The sequence below is a fragment of the Pseudoflavitalea sp. G-6-1-2 genome (assembly GCF_012927185.1).
Lineage (GTDB): Bacteria > Bacteroidota > Bacteroidia > Chitinophagales > Chitinophagaceae > Pseudobacter.
Genome location: NZ_JABBGB010000001.1, coordinates 1,316,153 through 1,335,646 on the forward strand (window position 1 = coordinate 1,316,153; position 19,494 = coordinate 1,335,646).

The following is a 19,494-nucleotide window of genomic DNA, read 5'->3' on the forward strand; positions in this document are numbered from 1 at the left end:
ATTTATGTAGACGCCGGTACAGGTGATAAAAAGGAGGGAGTACATGCAATACAATATGCCAACAGTTAAACACTGATTAGCATGCCAATATTTATATATAGCAATGTAAGACAGACTCAGATGATGCTTTCGCTCCTGTTCACAACTTCGTGCCGCACAAACCACCCTTTCACCTATTTCTGCACAGGCTGATATTACAAATATAGGTTTTTAGAACTAAAAGGGGGGCTATAACACGGAGAGGGTCTGGCGGGTAGCCATTATATGGTATAATTTGATGGTGAGGGCGTGGAACAACATCTTCGCATTAGCATTTCTTTCAATATAATACGCGGCGTTATCCAACTCTTTAATGATGGCTTCCTGCTGTCCGAAGCCGGAAATCTTATTGAGACGGAGGGCAAAATCTTTTTCAGCCTCAGGCAGGTGGAGGGCGTCGGGGCCCATCGCCTGAAGGCGGATCGCCTGCTCGAGCAGGTGATTGAAGTACCGCAGAAACTGTTTCTGCTTCTCTCTTCCCAGCTTGCTTACATCTTCTACCCACTTAACCTGGGAGATGGGGCCATTCTTCAAAACGGCATTGAGCCATTCGCGCACGAGGGAGAGCCAGTCTTCTCCGGCATGGTTCAGCAGCTGGAGCGCTTCGCGGTAATTACCCTCGGCAATGCTGGCAATCTGCCGGGCCTGATCGGGTTGAATTCCAGCGCGGGTGTTGAGGGCATCCGCAATTTCGTTGGTGGTGAGCGAAGGGATCTTTACCAGCTGGGTGCGGCTGAGAATGGTGGCCAGTATCGCGGCTTCGTTCTCTGCAACCAGAATAAAAAGTGTGTCGGCTGGTGGTTCCTCAATTAATTTGAGCAGTTTATTGCCTTCGTTACCGAGGTACTCAGGCATCCAGAGCACCAGTATTTTGAAGCCGCTTTCAAAACTCTTGAGGTTGAGTTTGCGGATGATGTCGTTACACTCGTAGGCGGTGATATTTCCCTGCTTGTTCTCGGCTCCGATGAATTGCAGCCAGTCGTACACATTGCCGTAAGGGTATTGATTCATGAACTCGCGCCACTCGGTAATGTAATCTGTACTGAGCGGTTTGTCGCCCGCTTTTCTTGGAATCACCGGATAAGAAAAGTGGATGTCCGGATGCATCATTTGTTGTGCCTTCAGGCAGGATGCACATTCTCCGCAGGCATCGAACAATTGCACGGGAGCCGCTGCGGGTTCTGCCTCTCCGAATAAGGATGGTCCGGCATCAGCTTTCTTCCCATTTGCTTTCTCACATACCACGTACTGGGCAAAAGCCATTGCCATGGGCAATGCGCCGCTTCCTTCCCTTCCGAGAAACAAGAGGGCGTGACTAAGCCTGTTCTGTTGCACCATTTCTGCGAGGTGCTGTTTGGTATCAGCCTGACCAATTACTTTTTTGAAAGACATGAGTGCGAAGATACAAAAGGATATGGTTGCCCAAGAGAGTTGTGCATTGCTTACTTTGCGGGTGCCCCGCGAAATAAATGCAACAAGGCCATAGCAATGAGTGCTATGGCCTTGCAAGTATATTGACTGCTGAAAATTAGTTGAGATACTTCAGAATCTCCGGATCATTTGGCTTCACTTTACTGGGGAACACTGTAACCAGCTTTCCGTTCTCATCTACCAGAAATTTGGTGAAGTTCCATTTCACAGGATCTTCGATGCCCAGTTTCTTCGCTTCTTCGTTGAGGTATTTGTACAGTGGGTGAATATCATCCCCCTTCACAGAAATTTTTTCGGCCATCGGGAAGGTTACGCCGTAATTCTTTTGGCAGAACTCCTGAATGTCCTTGTTGGTGCCGGGTTCCTGTTCTCCGAAGTTGTTGGCAGGAAATCCGAGGATCACCAGTTTGTCTTTATGTGCTTCGTAGAGCGTTTCCAGTTCAGCGTATTGTTTAGTGTATCCGCATTTGCTGGCAGTGTTCACAATTAATATCTTCTTGCCTTTGTAATCGGCCAGATTGATGGTGTCGCCGGAGAGGCCGGGAACTTTGAAGTCGTAAATTCCTATTCCTGCAGCGAGAACCAGGGAAAGCAATAAAAGGCGTATCATAATCTGAATGTTTAATAGTATGAAGCTAATACAAGAATTGTACTAAAATGGTTGCCTGAATATTATTGTTTTTCAAAAGACCCCAGATCGGGTAGCCCTACGGGCCTTGGTTTACCATCGAGATCGATGGTAATGCCAGTTGCCATGCCTTTGTTGAGGGCAGGCGATTCGTCTTTCAGTCTGAAATTGTAGAGTTTTTTCTGGGTCTCGATGAGTTCGAATGCCGGCGGTTGATTCAGTATCACGTTCGTGAGTGTAGTGTTTGCCGGATTGGTCTTTACTTTCAACAGGCAATTGGTAAAACTGAGATCGAATACGCCGCTTCCCTGTTTCTGTGCAATTACTTCGTTGTCTACATTTCCATTGTCGCCCCAGAAAATGCTGTTCACAAAATTTGCGTGCAGATCGGCGGTAACTGTATTATTGCCTTGTTTGTAGAAATCTGTAACGGCCAATACCGGATCTTTATGCTGAATGTAACTGTTGCTGTACGATGCAACGGTGCAATGTGTGAAGCTGTAATTTCCTCCCTGCACCAGTACGAGGTTTTTGCCGCAATTGCTGATGAGGCAATTCTCGGCTTTCACGGAAGAGTTGATGGCCATAAGGCCGGCATCGAAACAATTATCTATGATCGTTTCTTTTAGGGTGAGTTTCGGTTGTCCGTTCGATGCAGGATGATCAACCACCACTCCCTGATATGAGTTCCTGATCTCTGTAAACTTCAGTTGATTATTGATGCTTTTATTCCGGAAGAAAATGCCGGGCCATGCGGATGGATAATTTTTGTAAGGCTCATCGAGACGGTCGCTGCGGAAGATCACTTTGTCTTTGTCATCCGCGCCACCATTGGCTTGCAGCGTACCATCAATCAGAATTGGAGCATCTGCATGAAGATATACTCTGGTTCCTTTTTCGAGTGTAAGCGTAACGTTCTCTGCAACCTGCATTCCGCCGAGGATTACGTAGGGCAGATCGTTGGTCCAGGTTTCGTCGCCATTGATGTATGCAGAGCGGATGAAGTTGGCGTTTTGTCCCCATGCATCGAGCTGTACCCATTGTTGCTGATTGTTGAAGCGGATGCCCACACTATCCTGAATAACAAAAGGAAGATTGGCCACGGAAGGATCGATCTTCACCGTTACAAAAACATAGAGACTGTCGTTGGCTTCTACTTCGAGGTTGGAAACGGTAGGGCCGTTGAATCCGTCTACATTGATTTTGAAAACAGATGCACTGCCTCCGCCGAGAGATACTTCGTCGATGCGCAGCTTCTGATCGTTCTGATTGAAGATGCGGAAAAGTTTGGTAACAGAACCGGTACTCGTAAATAAAGTATCGAAATGAAGGCTGTCAACTGAAGTAGTTACATTGGCATTGCCGGTGATGAAGCTGTTCTTCTTACATGCGCTGAGAGTAATGCCGGCAATAATTATGGCAACCAGGATATTTTTCATGCGTATCAAAAATAAGGTTTTCATTTCATGGCACAAGCCAGGGTACAGATGCTAAGGGAGGCGATGGGCGCCTTGAGCAGCTCGCGGCTGCAGGCTTCGAGGGTGGCGCCGGTGGTGATCACATCGTCTACCAGCAGAATATGGCGGCCGGCAAGCTGATCAGGATCCTGCAAAACAAAGCTGCCATCGATATTTTGCCAGCGGGCGAGACGATTGCGGCTGGTTTGTGAACTGCTGGCAGAAATGCGGGTAACCGCTTTGTTCAGGATGGGCAAATGGAGCTCACTGCTGATGCCTTCGCACAGAATAGCCGCCTGATTGTAATGTCGTTGCTTTTCTTTCCGGGGATGCAGGGGCAATGGCACCAATGCATCGATCTGTTTGAATCGGGATGATTGCTGAATTGCCCCGCCCATCTTTTTACCGAAAAAAAGTCCGATATCTTTTCGCTGTTTGTATTTGAACTGATGTATGAGCCGCTGTATTACGGAACCATGCGTATAAAAGAGATAACTGGCTGCATGCAGAAACCGAAACCTGCCCATGAGCAGTTTCTCTGTGGTGTTTTCGTTGTGCGAAAGGAAATCGGTTACAGGTAAACGTTGCAGGCAGCTGAGACAGATCAGCTGCTCTTTGTCGATTGCGTCTGATCCGCATCCCGCGCAGGTTTGCGGAAAGAAGAGGTGCAGCAGCGATTGAGCGGCTTCCTGTATTTGCATGTAGGTCGGATTAGTTGAAAAGATACTGATACAGTTCTTCCACTCTTCCCATCTGTACTATCTCGATATTGAACTGTTGGTGATTGATTGCCTTCTGCGTGTACTTCGAAACGATGATCTTTTCGAAACCAAGTTTCTCTGCTTCGGCTATACGTTGTTCAATTCTGTTAACGGCGCGGATCTCTCCGCTCAATCCTACTTCACCGGCGAAACAGATATCATAAGGAAGCGGAATATCTTCATATGAACTGAGTAACGAACAGAGCACGGCGAGGTCGATGCTGGGATCTTCCACTTTGATGCCTCCGGCGATATTCAGAAACACATCTTTCACCCCAAAATGGAACCCTCCTCTTTTTTCGAGTACCGCGAGGAGCAGTTGCAGCCTTCTGAGGTCGAATCCGGAGACGGTACGCTGAGGAGTACCGTAAACGCTCTGTGTTACAAGTGCCTGAACCTCAATGAGAAGAGGGCGCATGCCTTCGATGGTGGCGGCAATGGCGATACCGCTGAGGCGGTCTTCCTTTTGGGTCAGCAGAATGTCGGACGGGTTGTTCACCCCCCGCATCCCCTCGCTGCTCATCTCATAAATACCCAGTTCTGCAGTGCTTCCGAAGCGGTTTTTGAGTGTTCTGAGGATGCGATATGCGTAGTGACGGTCGCCTTCGAACTGCAATACGGTATCTACCATATGTTCGAGAATTTTCGGACCTGCAATGCTGCCGTCTTTGGTGATATGCCCGATGAGGAAAACCGGAATGTTGGTGTCTTTGGCGAAACGTTGAAATTCCGAAGTGCATTCTCTGATCTGCGACACGCTGCCAGGAGATGAATCGATGTATGGAGACTGAATGGTTTGTATCGAGTCTACGATCACGAGATCTGGTTGCAGTTTCTTGATCTCCTGAAAAATTGTTTGCGTTAAGGTTTCGGTGAGGAGGTAGAAAGATTCGTTCTGCACTTTCAGTCTGTCTGCACGCAGCTTTATCTGCTGATCGCTTTCTTCTCCGCTGATATAAAGTGTAGTGATGTTTTTCATCTGCAGCGCATTCTGCAGAAAGAGTGTAGACTTACCGATGCCGGGTTCACCAGCAACGAGAACAAGACTTCCGGGAACGATGCCACCGCCTAAAACCCTGTTCAGCTCTGCATCTCCGGTAACGATGCGTTGGTGTTCGCTACTTTTTATTTCGTTCAGCGCAATAGTTTTTGCGCCGTTGTTTTTAGAATCGTCGTTCCTCCACTGCTTCTCTTTTTGGGAAACGTCTTTAGAAATTACTTCCTCCACAAATGTATTCCAACTGTTACATGACGGACATTTGCCAGACCACTTTGGACTTTCATAACCACAGTTTGAACAGAAGAAGGCGGTTTTGATTTTGCTCATGCGATAAAGATACGTTGCGAAGAAACAATTTCAGGAAATGGAAAATGTGGATGCAGTGTTGATAACCCTGCCGGATAAAATAAACGGTCGAAAAAAATCCGAAGGAAAGATGAAAAGAAAAAATGCGGATGATGATGAAATCAAAAATGAAAAACGTGCAGAAAGTTGTTTCGAAAAAAGAGGAGGTGAAGTTGAAAATTTCTGATCATAAAAGAGATCGTTTTTCTGATCAGAAAATGAGTGAAAAAACACACGGGAAAAATACCCGGAACTTGTGGAATTTATAAAAAGTAAAAGGGCCAACATTGCTGTTGACCCCTTACTTACTAACCCATTAAATTCTTGCACTAAATTACAAATTCACGCCACATAACAAAATTATTTTTTAGGGTTGTGAATAAATAATAATCGTTATGGAGACCGCTTTTGAAGTGTATAGTTTGTTGTAAATCAGTTATTTAAAATATTTTCACAATATAAGCCTGCGGTCACGGTGATAAAATGTCAGCCCTGTTTTTCAAGCTGGTTTTGATGTGACAAAACTGCTCAATTTATTGTCTGAAACTGACGAAAAAATGCAAAAAATAATTTGGTAACTGTTTTGATATTTCATAGTTATTATTTAAAAATCCCAAGTACAAATGACACTATCAATTTGGATCGTTTCTTTGATTTTTCTGGGGATCAGTGCACTGGTTTCCGGGGTCTTAAAAAGTAAGTTTAATGCTTATTCAAATGAGCCCCTCAGCAATGGAATGTCTGGGAGCGAAGTGGCCAGAAAGATGCTCCGGGATAACGGAATTAACGACGTTCAGGTGGTTTCGGTAGACGGTTTTCTGAGCGACCACTACAATCCGGCCAATAAAACAGTGAATCTCAGCTCTAATGTATATAATGGAGTGTCCATCGCCGCAGCGGCGGTAGCTGCCCACGAATGCGGTCACGCAGTACAGCACGCCACCAGATATCCCTGGCTGAATATGCGGAGCAAACTGGTTCCGGTAGTGCAGTTCAGCTCCAGCATTGTGCAATGGGTACTGCTTGCAGGGGTAATAATGGTGAATTCTTTCCCGCAATTACTGGTGGCTGGAGTCATCCTTTTTGCGCTAACTACTTTATTTTCAGTGATTACGCTTCCTGTGGAATACGATGCCAGCAATCGCGCGCTGGCCTGGCTGCAGCAAACCAATGTTACTAATCCGCAGGAATATCCCAAGGCAAAAGATGCCCTGAAGTGGGCTGCCCGTACTTATCTGGTGGCCGCACTGGCTTCGATAGCCACCCTGGTGCAGTATGTATTGATATTACTGGGCAATAACCGGAGGAGGGATTAAAGAAAAACAGTAATTTTTTAATATTCTGGTAAAGCCATGCAGCAACCTGCATGGCTTTCCTGTCTCGGAAATAATAGAGACACCGATAACGATTGCTTATTCATACATTTTCATGCTAACGTTGCCATTTCCACAGGAAATGGTATCCCGGAAACGGGGATACTCTTACTCAAAACCAAACTGCAAAGAAAACTCTGGCTAACCACCGGAGTTTTTGATTTTAAGGACCTCTGCGTTTTTCTGCTTCCCTCCCTTGATTATTGTCAACTTATTACAATGGCTGTCCGCAGAACCGGGCAATTTTCAGCTTCTGAAAACTCAAAGCCATATTCCGGCAATTCAATTTGAAAAATCTATACTCCGTAAATTTTTTCATCCCTGCATGAATTCTTCTGCTCAACTTTATGTAGAAGGAAAACTGTTTTTCGTTCTTATCAAATAACTGCCTGTATTTTTTGCAGGTAATAAAATGAGTTGAGCGAATATTTTCGAACAGCCGCAAACGATGATCTGGTAATGGTTTGCTGTTGTATACACTTCGATAACACACCCTGCGTTTTGCTGGTCTGCGAGTGACCAGACCAGCCAACTGCGTGCAGCATATGGAAAAAAATACTTGTCTGTTTTTTTAATAATGTATTAACATTTCCTATTTTTCAGATCGACGAAACCCAACAATACTTCTTTATCAAAACTAACAACATCCCAATGAGAAAAATCTATGGCCTGTTGACCATGCTGCTGATGCTATGCTGGTCCGCGTCTCAGGCCCAGGTTAAGGATGTAACCGGTACGGTTACAGACTCCAAAGACGGATCCCCTCTCGCGAAAGTAACGGTGAAGGTTAAAGGTTCACCCGTTACTACCCAGACTGGCCCCGACGGAACGTTTACTATTAAAGCTCCTGCAAATGCTACTGCTCTTGTATTTTCTTATGTAGGATACAATGATGTGGAGGCGCCCATTTCCGCACAAATGAATATTACACTGGCAGCCGGCGATAAGTCGTTGTCTGAAGTAGTAGTAGTAGGTTATGGTACAAAAATCAAAAGAGATGTAACGGGCTCCATTGCCAAAGTAGGCGCCAAAGAACTGGCGAATACACCAGTAACAAGCTTTGAAGCTGCCATGCAAGGACGGGCGGCCGGTGTATTCATCGAGTCTGGCAGCGGTAAACTTGGACAGGCAATCAAAGTACGTGTTCGTGGATCCTCTTCCGTTACAGGTGGCAACGAGCCGCTGTATGTGGTAGATGGAATTCCTGTAATTACTACAGATCTTTCAACAAATGGTGCAGCAACCAATCCCCTTGCTGACATCAATATCAACGATATCGAATCTGTTGAAATTCTGAAAGACGCTTCTGCAGCTGCCATCTATGGCGCCCGTGCGTCTAACGGTGTTGTACTGATCACCACCAAACGTGGTAAATCAGGAAAATCAAAAATCGAAGCCGGTTTTTTTGTTGGCAATCAGAAGCCATCGAGAAAAATGAAATTCATGGATGCCGAGCAATACGTAAAATTTTATCGGGATGCTGCTATAGGTGCCGGTAAATATGAATTCAGAAGAGGCGATTGGGCAACGGAGCAGGAAGGGATTGATGCCAACATGGAGATCCTGGACGAAACTTTGGATTATTATGCTGCCGGAACCGATTGGAAAAATTACAAAGTGAATACCAACTGGCAGAACGAAGCTTTCCAGAATGCACCTATCGGACAATATGATGTGAACCTCTCCGGGGGTAATGAAAAAACCACTTTCTACATGGGACTTCAGTTCCTCGATCAGAAAGGAATACTGAAAAGGAACTCATTGAGAAGACACAGTGGAAGACTGAATCTCGATCATAAAGTAAATGATTGGATGAGCGTTGGTATGAATCTGAGTTTTGCGCGTACGCTCAACGGAAGAGTTACCAATGATAACGGATTTTCCAATCCTTTACAGATTGTAGCGCTCCAGCCTATTACTCCAATTATCGACCCCAGAACCGGGAAACTCAGCGGAGAACTCGATCCTGAAACCGGTTTACCCAATGAAGGCTATCCCTTATATTACAATCCTTTACTCAGTGTAAAAGGAGCCAGCTATAATACAACCAGTTATCGTGCATTGGGAAATCTTTATGCACAGGCACAGCTGACCAAAGAACTTTCATTTCGCACGGAGTTTGGAATGGATGGTTTGATTCAGCATGAGGAAGGATACTACTCACCGATCACAGTGGCAGATTTCGAATTCGCCAGAGGTGGAGGATTTACAACCGACGATCAGATCGTGAATGTAAATACCAACAACTTCCTTCGCTATGCCAAAGTTTTCAAAGAAGAGCATAACCTGGATGTAGTGGCGGGTATGAGCTGGCAGCAGTTCCGACGTACAAAGGCAGATGCCGCAGCTGAATCGTTCCCTTCCGAAAATTATAAGAAACTAACCAGTGCTGCAGTGAAATCCAAGGTGAATTCAGAAGGCACCGAGTTTGCTTTCCTTTCCTATTTTGCCAGAGCTAACTATAAGTTTAAAGACAGGTATCTCTTATCATTGAGTGGTCGCTGGGATGGCTCATCCCGTTTTGGTAAGAACAACCGATGGGGTTTCTTCCCTGCTGCCTCTGCAGGATGGATCATATCAGAAGAAGAATTTCTGAAAAAATCTGAGATCATCAGTTTTCTGAAACTGAAAGGAAGCATAGGACTTACCGGTAATGCGGAGATCGGCAACTTTACTTCCCTGGGCCTGTTTTCCGGAGACGCCGGATATGGCGGAACTCCCGGACAACACCCCACGCAAATGCCTAACCCTGATCTGAAATGGGAATCTACGCTGAGCACCGATGTTGGATTTGAAGTAGGCTTTCTCAATAACAGAATTTCACTCGAAGTGGATCTGTATGTCAGAAATACCAAAGACCTTCTTTTAAGAAGAAATGTACCGCTCACAACAGGTTTCAGAACCCAAATGGTAAACCTTGGCAAACTGAGCAACAAAGGCTTCGAGTTCTCTATCAACAGCGACAATATCGTTACTAAGAATTTCAGGTGGACTACCAATGTCAACTTTGGAATGAACCGCAATAAGATCACCAACCTCGATGGTCAGGAGATCGGTGCAGATGAGAACAGGGCTATGGAAGGATATGCACTCGGTGTATTTGTAGGAAAAGAATTTGCAGGAGCCAATCCGGATAATGGAGATGCTATGTACGTGAAGAATACGCTCAAGGCAGATGGCACTCGTGATCGTACACTTACCAACAAATACAATGAAGCAGAAAGAGTGGTTATTGGTAATCCAAATCCCGATTTCATTTATGGTATGAGAAACACTTTCAGCTACAAAGGATTTGATCTGGAAGTTCTGTTGCAGGGTGTGCAGGGTAATGATATCTATGCAGGGGCAGGGCCTTATATGTCGCACAACGGTTATGGATACGACAACCAAACAGTGGATCAATTGAATTCCTGGAAACAAAAAGGTCAGGAAACCATGGTGCCAGAAGCAAGGCTTGGTTATAACAATGGTTCCAGCCAGTCCAGCCGTTATATTTCAAGTGGATCTTATCTGCGACTCAAATCAGTAACGTTTGGATACAACATTCCAAAGATCATGCTGAACAGATGGAAGCTCGATCGTATACGCGTATATGTGAGAGGGCAAAACCTGGCTACCATTACCAATTACAAAGGATGGGATCCTGAAGTGAATGCAGACTTCAACGCTACCAATATCAATCAGGGTGTTGACTTCTATTCTGCACCTCAGGCCAGGGCGATCATCTTTGGATTCAACATTGGATTATAAAAGCAATTAACAGCAGAATCATGAAAAAGAATATCATCATATATAGCCTGGCTGCGCTTTCACTTACAATGTTGGCAGCCTGCGAAAAAACACTGAACGTAAATCCGATCAACGATGCGGAAGAAGAGCTCGCGGTGCGCACCAGTGAAGATGTAGAGGCCATCCTGATCGGAGCTTACTCTGACTTGGGAGATGCCGATGTGTATGGCGGAAGCCTGTTTGTTGCAGGAGAATTGCTGGCGGGAAACAGAGAGACCGACTGGACCGGCACCTTTGAAACTTACACAGACATATACAACAAGGATATCAAAACAGTCAATAATGAGGTTACCAATATATGGGGTAACAGTTATCGCGTCGTCAGTGATGTAAATATTGTACTCGCAAATATTAATCTTGTAGCGCCCCTGAAAAAAGCTAAGGTGGAAGGAGAGGCCAAATTCATTCGCGCTTGTTTGTATTTTGATCTCGTGAGGTTGTTCGGCAAAGCATGGCAGGATGGTGATCCTACCAAAAACGACGGAGTACCGCTTGTATTGAAGCCATACAAAACACCGCTGGATGATGAAGATCTCCCTTCACGCGCGCCTGTTTCCGCAGTGTATGAGCAGGTGATCAAGGATCTTACTGATGCAGAGAATCTTCTGGAAGTGCCTGGTGAGGGCGATTACTTTGCCAACAAAATAGCTGCTCAGGCCATGCTGGCGAGAGTTTATCTGCAAAAGGGAGATTATACCAATGCTGCTGCTGCTGCCAACAGGGCTATCGAAACAAATGATGCAGAAGGACCATTTAAACTGATGTCAACGTATGCTGCAGCTTTTCCTATCAATGATAACAGGGCTGCGATTATTGGCAATACTGCGGAAGATATATTTGCCATTCAGGTATCGAATACTGATGGAGTGAATGACTTTTTCACCTATTTATCTTTCAGAGGCAGAGGGGATCTCAATATGACTCAGTTATTCATGGATCAGTTTGAAGCCAACGATGATCGCGCAAAGAGTTATGATAAAGAACGCACCAATGTATTCTATACGCTGAAGTTCAACAATCCATTTGCCAGTGTTCATATCATAAGGTTAGCCGAAGTCTATCTTACAAGGGCAGAGGCCAATTTCAGAAAGGGGCAAAGTTTAGGGGCAGATCCTGTAGATGATATCAATCTTATCAGGGAGCGCGCTAAACTTGATCCACTGGATGCTGCTGATCTTACACTTGATAAAATTTTGCGCGAACGGAAACTGGAACTGGCATTTGAAGGTTTCACACTGCCGGATATTAAGAGAACCATGGGAACAACCGGTTCCTTTGCATGGAATGCCAATGAACTGGTACTTCCCATCCCCGACAGAGAAAGAAGGGTGAACAAGAACCTCAGCCAGAACCCTGGCTACGGCAACTAATACTCTCTCAGACAATAAACAAAAAGCGTGTACCAGCCGGTACACGCTTTTTGTTTGCCTTTGCACAGTTACTTTCCCAACCTGCACAGTTACTAATACGGTGTTGTAAGGCTATTGCCGGTACTATAACTTTACTTCCGTACATATACTTTGTACAGGGCTGGTTCATTGTATATAATACGACCGGGCGACCTTATGGTCGCCCGGCTTTTTTATTTTATCAGAGTTTGATCTCTTCGTCGTGTTTATCGAAAAAGTGGAATTCTGTGAGATGATAGTTGGAGTTTTCTCTCACTTTTACTTTGCGGCCGTATTTGAAACGCCATTTCCACTGGCGCGAACTGAACCATCTTCCCTTTGTAAGGTAGGCGTACATGATAGGATGCACAGCCAGCATAAGATCTTTGTGCTGATGCGTAATGAGATAACTTAAATTCTTTTCGATCTCATCTTCCAGCAATAAGGTGGATGATATTTTTCCGGTTCCGGCGCAGGTAGGACAAACTTCCTGAGTATTGATATTCACTTCAGGTTTCATGCGCTGCCTGGTGATCTGCATGATGCCGAACTTGGAGATGGGGAGCACGGCGTGCTTGGCCCTGTCGGCTTTCATGAATTCTTCCATGGCATCGAGCAGCTTGCGTTTGTTTTCCGGCAGTTTCATATCGATGAAATCTACCACAATGATTCCGCCGAGATCGCGGAGACGCAGCTGGCGTGAAATTTCTGCTGCTGCTTCGAGATTGGTCTCCAGTGCATTCAGCTCCTGGTTATTTCCAACACTCTTGTAGCCGCTGTTCACGTCGATTACATGAAGCGCTTCTGTATGTTCAATGATGAGGTAGGCTCCGCTGGGGAGATTCACTGTTTTGCCGAAGGCAGCTTTCACCTGTTTGGTGATACCGAACTGATCGAAAATAGGCAATCCGTTATTGTAGAATGATACGATCTCTGCTTTCTCCGGTGCAATACGCTGGATGTAATTCCGGGTATCGTTGTAGAGATTGCGATCGTTCACTACGATGCGGTTGAAATCTTCGTTCAGCAGGTCGCGCAGGATGCTGGTGGTCTTCGTCTGTTCGCTCAGGATCTTTGCGGGAGCAACTGCTCCTTTAAGATTGGCCTGAATGGTTTTCCAGGTTTCTACCAGCATGCTGAGGTCTTCGTGCAGTTCTGCAGTATTCTTTCCTTCGGCAGCGGTACGCACAATCACACCAAAATTCTTTGGCTTGATGGCTTCCACAATCTTTTGAAGGCGTTTGCGCTCATCGGCGGAATGTATTTTCCGTGATACAGCTACAACGTCGTTGAAGGGAGTGATTACTACAAAACGTCCGGGAAGTGAGATCTCGCAACTGAGGCGGGGACCTTTGGCCGCTATGGGCTCTTTGAGGATCTGCACCAGGATGTTGGGCTTTCCGCTGAGCACTTCATTGATCTTGCCGGTTTTGATGATCTCCGGTTCTACCTGAAAGGTTCCGAAATCAAAGCCGTCGGCCGAATTGTCGTTGATGCCTTGCTGGGTGAATTTGAGCAATGAACGCGCATACGGACTCAGGTCTGTATAATGCAGAAATGCATCTTTCTCAAACCCAACGTCTACGAAGGCTGCATTCAATCCGGGTATCAGTTTCTTAACTTTCCCAAGATAGAGATCACCTACAGCAAAACTGCCATCCGCTTTTTCGTGATGAAGTTCTACCAGCTTCTTGTCCTCCAATAGGGCTATTTCAACCCCCTGGGGAGCAGCATTAATAATTAATTCCTTATTCAAGCGTAACTACTTTTACCGTCTTACCAATCACCACTACAAGGAAGGTTGCTGAAGCGGTATTAGTTGTCAGAAATCAGATAGGGCGGGAATTGATTAATTGACAAATAATGAGTTCAGCTAAAAGGAAGAAGGAATGGGCCGGTGATCGCCGGCCCTGTGCAAAAAGAAAAAACTCTTAGCGATTTTTCTTCTTATGACGGTTCTTTCTCAGTCTTTTCTTACGCTTATGCGTAGCGATCTTATGACGTTTTCTCTTTTTTCCACAAGGCATATAACACCAATGAATTAAAGTTAATAAATGATTTTTACTATTTATTGTTTCAGCGCTTTGATACGCTTGTCAATATCTGCTATGATCTCAGGGCTGCTGAGTTTTTTCTTTGCGGCTTCGTACCACCTGATGGCATTGGCTTTATCGCCCTTGCCTTCGTAGATATCAGCCAGCATCAGTACTGCTTCGAGGTTTTCTGGTTCTTTGGTTGCTACGATGGTAAGCCTTTCAATGGCTTTATCCACCTGACCGGAAACCACACCACCCATTCCGAGCATGAACTGTGCGTACATATTGTTGGGATCCCGCTCCGCAACTTCACGGATTTTCATAATTCCTTCCATCGGGTTGCCTCCTACATTCGCAAAAAGGTAGCAGCTTCCCAGACCAACTTTCAACGAATCGTTGTTGGGATCCAACAGTAATGCTTTGTCAAACAACTCTTTAGCCTGTACGGCCATCCAATCTCTCAGGGATGGGTCAGGCTGACGGCGAACCCCGTCCAAAAAGAATTGGGCAGCAAAGGTGAGGTTTTTTTGAGAATTTTCCAATTTAGCTGCTTCAGACGTATAATACGCGAAAGGAAGAAGGGCATGAGCCGAGTCTCTCCAGAAGTTTGCCAGCTGGCGAAAAACCTTTATCTGCTGCTCCTTTACATCTCCACGAACAACAGAAGCTTCCAGCCGGGCAATGTATTCCTGCTGGGATACAGTAAGTTTTTGTTTGGATGCGGAAAGAATGGAATGAATGTCGATCGCAGTAGTAGAATCCTGCTTTGAAGCCACGACAGGCGTTCCAGCCTTTTTAGGAGGAACTGTTCTGCCAAAAAAATAAATGAGGCAGAGGAGGGCCACTCCGCCACCTACAACGATGAGCTGCTGCTTTTTCACGTCTGTGACATTTTAGGCAGCAAATTTACATCTCATCGTCGGGGTTTGGTTGATCTTCTTTAACTGATTGTAACTTTTTAACTTCTGCAACAAATTCTTTTGCAGGTTTAAAAGCAGGAATGTAATGTTCAGGGATGTGCACCGCGATGTTCTTCTTAATGTTGCGACCAATTTTGGCTGCTCTTTTCTTTGTGATGAAGCTCCCAAAACCGCGGATGTAGATGTTTTCCCCTGCGGACAAGGTGTCTTTCACTTCCTTGAACATGGTTTCCAGCGTAACCAGTACATCAACCTTGGGAATACCTGTTTTTTCAGATATTTGGTTAACGAGGTCTGCCTTTCTCATGTCGTTTGATTTTTAAACAGTTTAAAAATTTTTTATAGGCTACTGACTGCGCTTAGGGCAATCCGCACTAAATCAATTCTTTACCCAAATTAAATGTTAATTCGCACATTTGCAAGAAAAGTCTAAATTATTGATTATGAATTTTCAACATCCCAAACACTAAAAAGTTTACGGATACACTCATTTTCAATAAGTTATTTATCATAACTTGTGCATCTGCAAGGGTTTCCGCTTAGTATCAGAAAGTTCAAAACGGGAATCTCCGGCAGCTAAAAACCACAAAAAAGAAAACCATTTTCGGATGAAAGCAGATTTTACCCGGAAATTATTGCAATGGAATAAAGAAAGCAATACGCGATCTATGCCGTGGAAAGGTGAGCGCGATCCCTATAAGATCTGGCTCAGCGAAATCATTCTGCAGCAAACCCGCGTTGAGCAAGGGCTGGCCTATTACCATAAATTCATAGAAAATTTTCCCACTGTTCACGATCTTGCCAATGCCCCCGAACAGGAGGTGTTCAAATGCTGGGAAGGTCTTGGCTATTACTCTCGCTGCAAAAATCTCATCGCCTCCGCCAAAAAAATCTCGCAGGAGCTGAAAGGTGTATTTCCTTCCACATACGATACCATCAAAGAGCTGAAAGGAATCGGCCCATATACCGCAGCTGCCATTTCATCTTTTGCCTTCAATGAAAACAGAGCCGTGGTCGATGGCAATGTGCAGCGCGTAATTTCACGTTACTTCGGCATCTCTACTCCCATCGATACAACAGCAGGGAAAAAATTGTACCAGGAATTGGCGCAGGCATTGATCGATCCGTCGCAACCCGCCATTTACAATCAGGCCATCATGGATTTCGGCGCCGTGATCTGCAAACCTCAGTTACCCTTATGCGCAACCTGCATTCAGAACCCCGAATGCGAAGCATATAAGCATAACCTGGTTAAGCAACTGCCCGTGAAAGAAAAAACGCTGGTGAAAAGTACGAGGTGGTTGTATTATTTTATTATCGTATCCGAAGGTTGCATGTACATCAGGCAAAGAACCGGCAGGGATATCTGGGAAAACCTCCACGAATTTGTGCTGCTGGAGGCTGAAGGCCCCATCGATACAGCATTTCAGGATCTTCCCTTTCTGAAAGATCTGCTTCATGATAACCCGTTCACGGTTCAGCATATCAGTAAGATGTACAAGCAGCAACTCACCCATCAAACCATTAATGGACAGTTTATTACTGTTCATGCATCGAAACCCCTGCCCGACAATTCGGGTTACTTCTCCGTAGCACAGGCTCAATTAGCGGCCTATCCTTTTCCGAAATTCATCAATATGTACCTGCAGGAAACATCCTCCCCGGCACGATTATTTTAGCAGCAGAAAAACAATCTAACCCGCATCCATGTTAACCCGTAGAGCGGCCAAATAATTGTGATAATATCTCTGAAAAAAATTAACTTTAAAAGCAATTAAAAACCGACAGGCGATTATTAACACTCAAACTTACTATTATGCGCGGTGTAAACAGGGTAATGCTAATAGGAAATTTAGGACGGGACCCGGATGTACAGTACCTGGAAGGTAATATCGCAGTAGCCAAATTCCCGCTTGCCACAACCGAAACATTCAAAGACAGGGCAGGTAAGCTTATCTCCCAAACAGAATGGCATACGGTGGTACTATGGCGCGGATTAGCAGAACTGGCACAGAAATACCTGCATAAAGGAAGCCTGGTGTATATCGAAGGCCGCCTGCGCACACGTAGTTGGGAAGATAAAGAAGGTAACAAGAAATTTGCCACAGAAGTGGTGGGAGACAACCTTATCATGCTCGACAAACGCTCTGACAGCAACGCACAGAGCCCGCATACACCTCCCCATGGCGACAGCGCTGAAGGTTTCGGTAATCACGATGTTCCCCCACCACCCATGCAGGAGCCATCGCAGGACCTGCCCTTCTGATCCCCTTTTCCGATACAAGTAATATCTTTACGTCCACAACAAGGCCACTATCAACGCCGTTGTTCTGTGGTGCACGCTATTGATCATTCAAACCCTTTGATTTGGATAACCTATCGACGCTGCTTTTTTCCGGATTCGCGTTCAAGCCCATCATGCTGGCAGTGAGCGCTCAATCCACAACAATACAGGGAGTAGTTATCTTGCTGCTGCTGGTACTGAGCTTTCTGGTATCGGGAGCAAAACTGGCATTCTTTTCACTCACTTACCGTGATGTGAATATGCTTAAAACCAAGCAGGATGCAGGCTGGAAGCGTATCGCAACCCTGCTCGAAGATCCCCGCAATCTGCAGGCATCTCTCACGGTTGCCAACGCACTCATCAATATCGCTATTATCATCCTCTGCAATTACCTCATCGATGAGATACTTGTTTTTGAACATGCCGAACTAACCTTCTGGCCTGTTTTCTTTCGCTATCTGGTGAAAGTGGTGGTGATCGCTTCGCTCATCATCCTCTTCGGAGAAGTGCTTCCCAAGATCAGGGCCACTCAGAATAACCTGCGCTCTGCCTACGAAACTTCCTTTCTGGTAGAAGTGCTCTACTACATTTTCAGAAGAGTAGGCGGATGGGTAATCAGCCTATCCGACAGTGTTGAGCAGGCCTTCGGCGGAAATACCGCCCGCGCCAACAGCCAGCAGCAACTCGAAAAAGAAATCCGTGCAACAGTGCTTGAAGAGAACGAACAAAAGATACTAGCAGGCATCTACTCTTTCGCTGAAATAACCGTTAAGCAGGTAATGCGCACCCGCCTCGATGTGAGCGGTGTGGAATACGGAACCAGCTTCGGAGACCTGAAAAAGAAAGTGCAGGAACTTCATTACTCACGCCTTCCCGTTTACAAAGGAAGTCTGGACGATATTGTGGGAATGGTGCACACAAAAGATATCATTCCGCATCTCAGAGAGCCTGAAACCTTCGACTGGCATACATTGCTGCGTCAGCCCTATTTTGTGCACGAACAGAAGTATATCGAAGACCTGCTCGGAGAATTTCAGAAAAAACATATTCACTTCGCTGTAGTGGTGGATGAATTTGGAGGCACCAGCGGCATCATCACCCTCGAAGACGTAATGGAAGAAATTGTAGGAGAGATCAAAGACGAATTCGATGAAGAAGAAAGCAGCAACAAAAAAATAGACGACCATACTTTCCTCTTCGAAGGAAGCACCATGATACACGACGTTTGCCGCGAAATGGGCCTCAGCGCCGATACCTTCGACAAAGTAAGAGGTGAAAGCGATTCGCTCGCCGGCCTCGTACTCGAACTCGCCGGTGAGATCCCCAAAGTAAACGACACCATCAATGTGGGAGACTTCGACTTCCTTATTCAGGAAATAGACCGAAACCGTATCAAAAAAGTGAAAGTAGTGGTGAACCCACACGTAATATGAAACCAGTAGCCCTCCTCAGCCTCATTGCCTTTTTTGTGATCAGCTGTAACAGTGAGTTTACACCCAAGCGAAAAGGATATTTCAGAATCGATTTTCCCAAACATGAGTACCGTGTTTTTGATCAACCCGGTTATCCCTACACATTCGAATATCCCGTGTATGCCAGTGTGGTAAAGGATTCTACGTACTTCGAAGCCCAGCCTGAGAATCCATACTGGGTTAACATAGACTTCCCACGGTTCAATGGCCGCATCTATATCAGTTACAAACAGATCAGTAAAAACAACTTCACTCAACTGGTGAACGATGCTTATACCATGACCTATAAGCATACTTCCAAAGCCACCGAAATAACGGATTCGGTTATGCGAACCAATAACAATGTTTCCGGTATTTTCTTTGAAGTAGGAGGCAATGCTGCTACTGCCAAGCAATTCTTTCTGTCCGATTCCACCAAAAACTTTCTTCGCGGAGCACTCTATTTCGATGCCACACCGAATGAAGATTCACTGTCGGTAGTGAATAATTTTCTGCAGGAAGACATGAAACACCTGATCAACAGCCTGAAGTGGAAATAAAGGGCGTAACCCTTAGACTGCCAGCACAATGC

At 45.4% G+C, this 19,494-nt stretch carries 17 protein-coding genes; 8 read left to right on the top strand and 9 right to left on the bottom strand.

Annotated features, from left to right (window positions below; all coding sequences use genetic code 11):
• Positions 1 to 228 precede the first annotated feature (228 nt).
• The 5 genes from HHL16_RS05560 to radA form a co-directional block, all read right to left on the bottom strand.
• Positions 229 to 1,431 (bottom strand): DNA polymerase III subunit delta', encoded by a 1,203-nt coding sequence (locus tag HHL16_RS05560; protein WP_169424142.1) that lies wholly within the window; start codon positions 1,429 to 1,431, stop codon positions 229 to 231.
• 136 nt (positions 1,432 to 1,567) lie between these two features.
• Positions 1,568 to 2,080 carry a glutathione peroxidase gene (locus HHL16_RS05565; protein WP_169424143.1) on the bottom strand — a complete coding sequence of 171 codons (513 nt, stop codon included), beginning with the start codon at positions 2,078 to 2,080 and terminating at the stop codon, positions 1,568 to 1,570.
• Between the two features lie 62 nt (positions 2,081 to 2,142).
• Complete coding sequence (locus HHL16_RS05570; RefSeq protein ID WP_169424144.1) at positions 2,143 to 3,537, bottom strand: choice-of-anchor Q domain-containing protein; 1,395 nt, start codon at positions 3,535 to 3,537, stop codon at positions 2,143 to 2,145.
• Between the two features lie 20 nt (positions 3,538 to 3,557).
• Positions 3,558 to 4,256, bottom strand: a complete 699-nt coding sequence (locus HHL16_RS05575) for a ComF family protein (protein WP_169424145.1) — start codon at positions 4,254 to 4,256, stop codon at positions 3,558 to 3,560.
• Positions 4,257 to 4,266: 10 nt separating this feature from the next.
• Entirely contained in the window at positions 4,267 to 5,643 is a 1,377-nt protein-coding gene (gene radA / locus HHL16_RS05580) for a DNA repair protein RadA (RefSeq protein WP_169424146.1), read from the bottom strand.
• 37 nt (positions 5,644 to 5,680) lie between these two features.
• Between radA and HHL16_RS05585 the strand changes: the two genes are divergently transcribed.
• From HHL16_RS05585 to HHL16_RS05600, 4 genes are all read left to right on the top strand, one after another.
• The gene (locus HHL16_RS05585) at positions 5,681 to 5,848 is read left to right on the top strand and encodes a hypothetical protein (RefSeq protein WP_169424147.1); all 168 of its coding nucleotides are present in this window, start codon (positions 5,681 to 5,683) and stop codon (positions 5,846 to 5,848) included.
• A gap of 436 nt (positions 5,849 to 6,284) precedes the next feature.
• Positions 6,285 to 6,977 (top strand): zinc metallopeptidase, encoded by a 693-nt coding sequence (locus HHL16_RS05590; protein WP_169424148.1) that lies wholly within the window; start codon positions 6,285 to 6,287, stop codon positions 6,975 to 6,977.
• 708 nt (positions 6,978 to 7,685) lie between these two features.
• Complete coding sequence (locus tag HHL16_RS05595) at positions 7,686 to 10,784, top strand: TonB-dependent receptor (RefSeq protein ID WP_169424149.1); 3,099 nt, start codon at positions 7,686 to 7,688, stop codon at positions 10,782 to 10,784.
• Between the two features lie 20 nt (positions 10,785 to 10,804).
• On the top strand, positions 10,805 to 12,193 hold the full coding sequence (locus tag HHL16_RS05600) for a RagB/SusD family nutrient uptake outer membrane protein (protein ID WP_169424150.1): 1,389 nt from the start codon (positions 10,805 to 10,807) through the stop codon (positions 12,191 to 12,193).
• A gap of 220 nt (positions 12,194 to 12,413) precedes the next feature.
• Here HHL16_RS05600 and HHL16_RS05605 read toward each other — a convergent pair whose 3' ends face one another.
• From HHL16_RS05605 to HHL16_RS05615, 4 genes are all read right to left on the bottom strand, one after another.
• Positions 12,414 to 13,967 carry an Rne/Rng family ribonuclease gene (locus HHL16_RS05605; protein ID WP_169424151.1) on the bottom strand — a complete coding sequence of 518 codons (1,554 nt, stop codon included), beginning with the start codon at positions 13,965 to 13,967 and terminating at the stop codon, positions 12,414 to 12,416.
• A 175-nt stretch (positions 13,968 to 14,142) separates the two neighbouring features.
• On the bottom strand, positions 14,143 to 14,238 hold the full coding sequence (locus tag HHL16_RS24945) for an AURKAIP1/COX24 domain-containing protein (RefSeq protein ID WP_218827573.1): 96 nt from the start codon (positions 14,236 to 14,238) through the stop codon (positions 14,143 to 14,145).
• 41 nt (positions 14,239 to 14,279) lie between these two features.
• Positions 14,280 to 15,128 carry a tetratricopeptide repeat protein gene (locus HHL16_RS25295; protein WP_169424152.1) on the bottom strand — a complete coding sequence of 283 codons (849 nt, stop codon included), beginning with the start codon at positions 15,126 to 15,128 and terminating at the stop codon, positions 14,280 to 14,282.
• 25 nt (positions 15,129 to 15,153) lie between these two features.
• Positions 15,154 to 15,474, bottom strand: a complete 321-nt coding sequence (locus HHL16_RS05615) for an HU family DNA-binding protein (RefSeq protein WP_169424153.1) — start codon at positions 15,472 to 15,474, stop codon at positions 15,154 to 15,156.
• A 301-nt stretch (positions 15,475 to 15,775) separates the two neighbouring features.
• On the opposite strand from HHL16_RS05615, the gene mutY reads away from it, so the two are divergent.
• The 4 genes from mutY (at position 15,776) to gldD (ending at position 19,462) form a co-directional block, all read left to right on the top strand.
• A complete protein-coding gene (gene mutY / locus HHL16_RS05620; RefSeq protein ID WP_169424154.1) occupies positions 15,776 to 16,846 on the top strand; it encodes an A/G-specific adenine glycosylase in 1,071 nt (356 codons plus the stop codon).
• Positions 16,847 to 16,983: 137 nt separating this feature from the next.
• On the top strand, positions 16,984 to 17,433 hold the full coding sequence (locus HHL16_RS05625; protein WP_169424155.1) for a single-stranded DNA-binding protein: 450 nt from the start codon (positions 16,984 to 16,986) through the stop codon (positions 17,431 to 17,433).
• Between the two features lie 101 nt (positions 17,434 to 17,534).
• A complete protein-coding gene (gene gldE, locus HHL16_RS05630; RefSeq protein ID WP_240965811.1) occupies positions 17,535 to 18,884 on the top strand; it encodes a gliding motility-associated protein GldE in 1,350 nt (449 codons plus the stop codon).
• Entirely contained in the window at positions 18,881 to 19,462 is a 582-nt protein-coding gene (gene gldD, locus HHL16_RS05635; RefSeq protein ID WP_169424156.1) for a gliding motility lipoprotein GldD, read from the top strand. The genes gldE and gldD overlap by 4 nt, the downstream gene beginning before the upstream one ends.
• Positions 19,463 to 19,494: the final 32 nt, after the last annotated feature.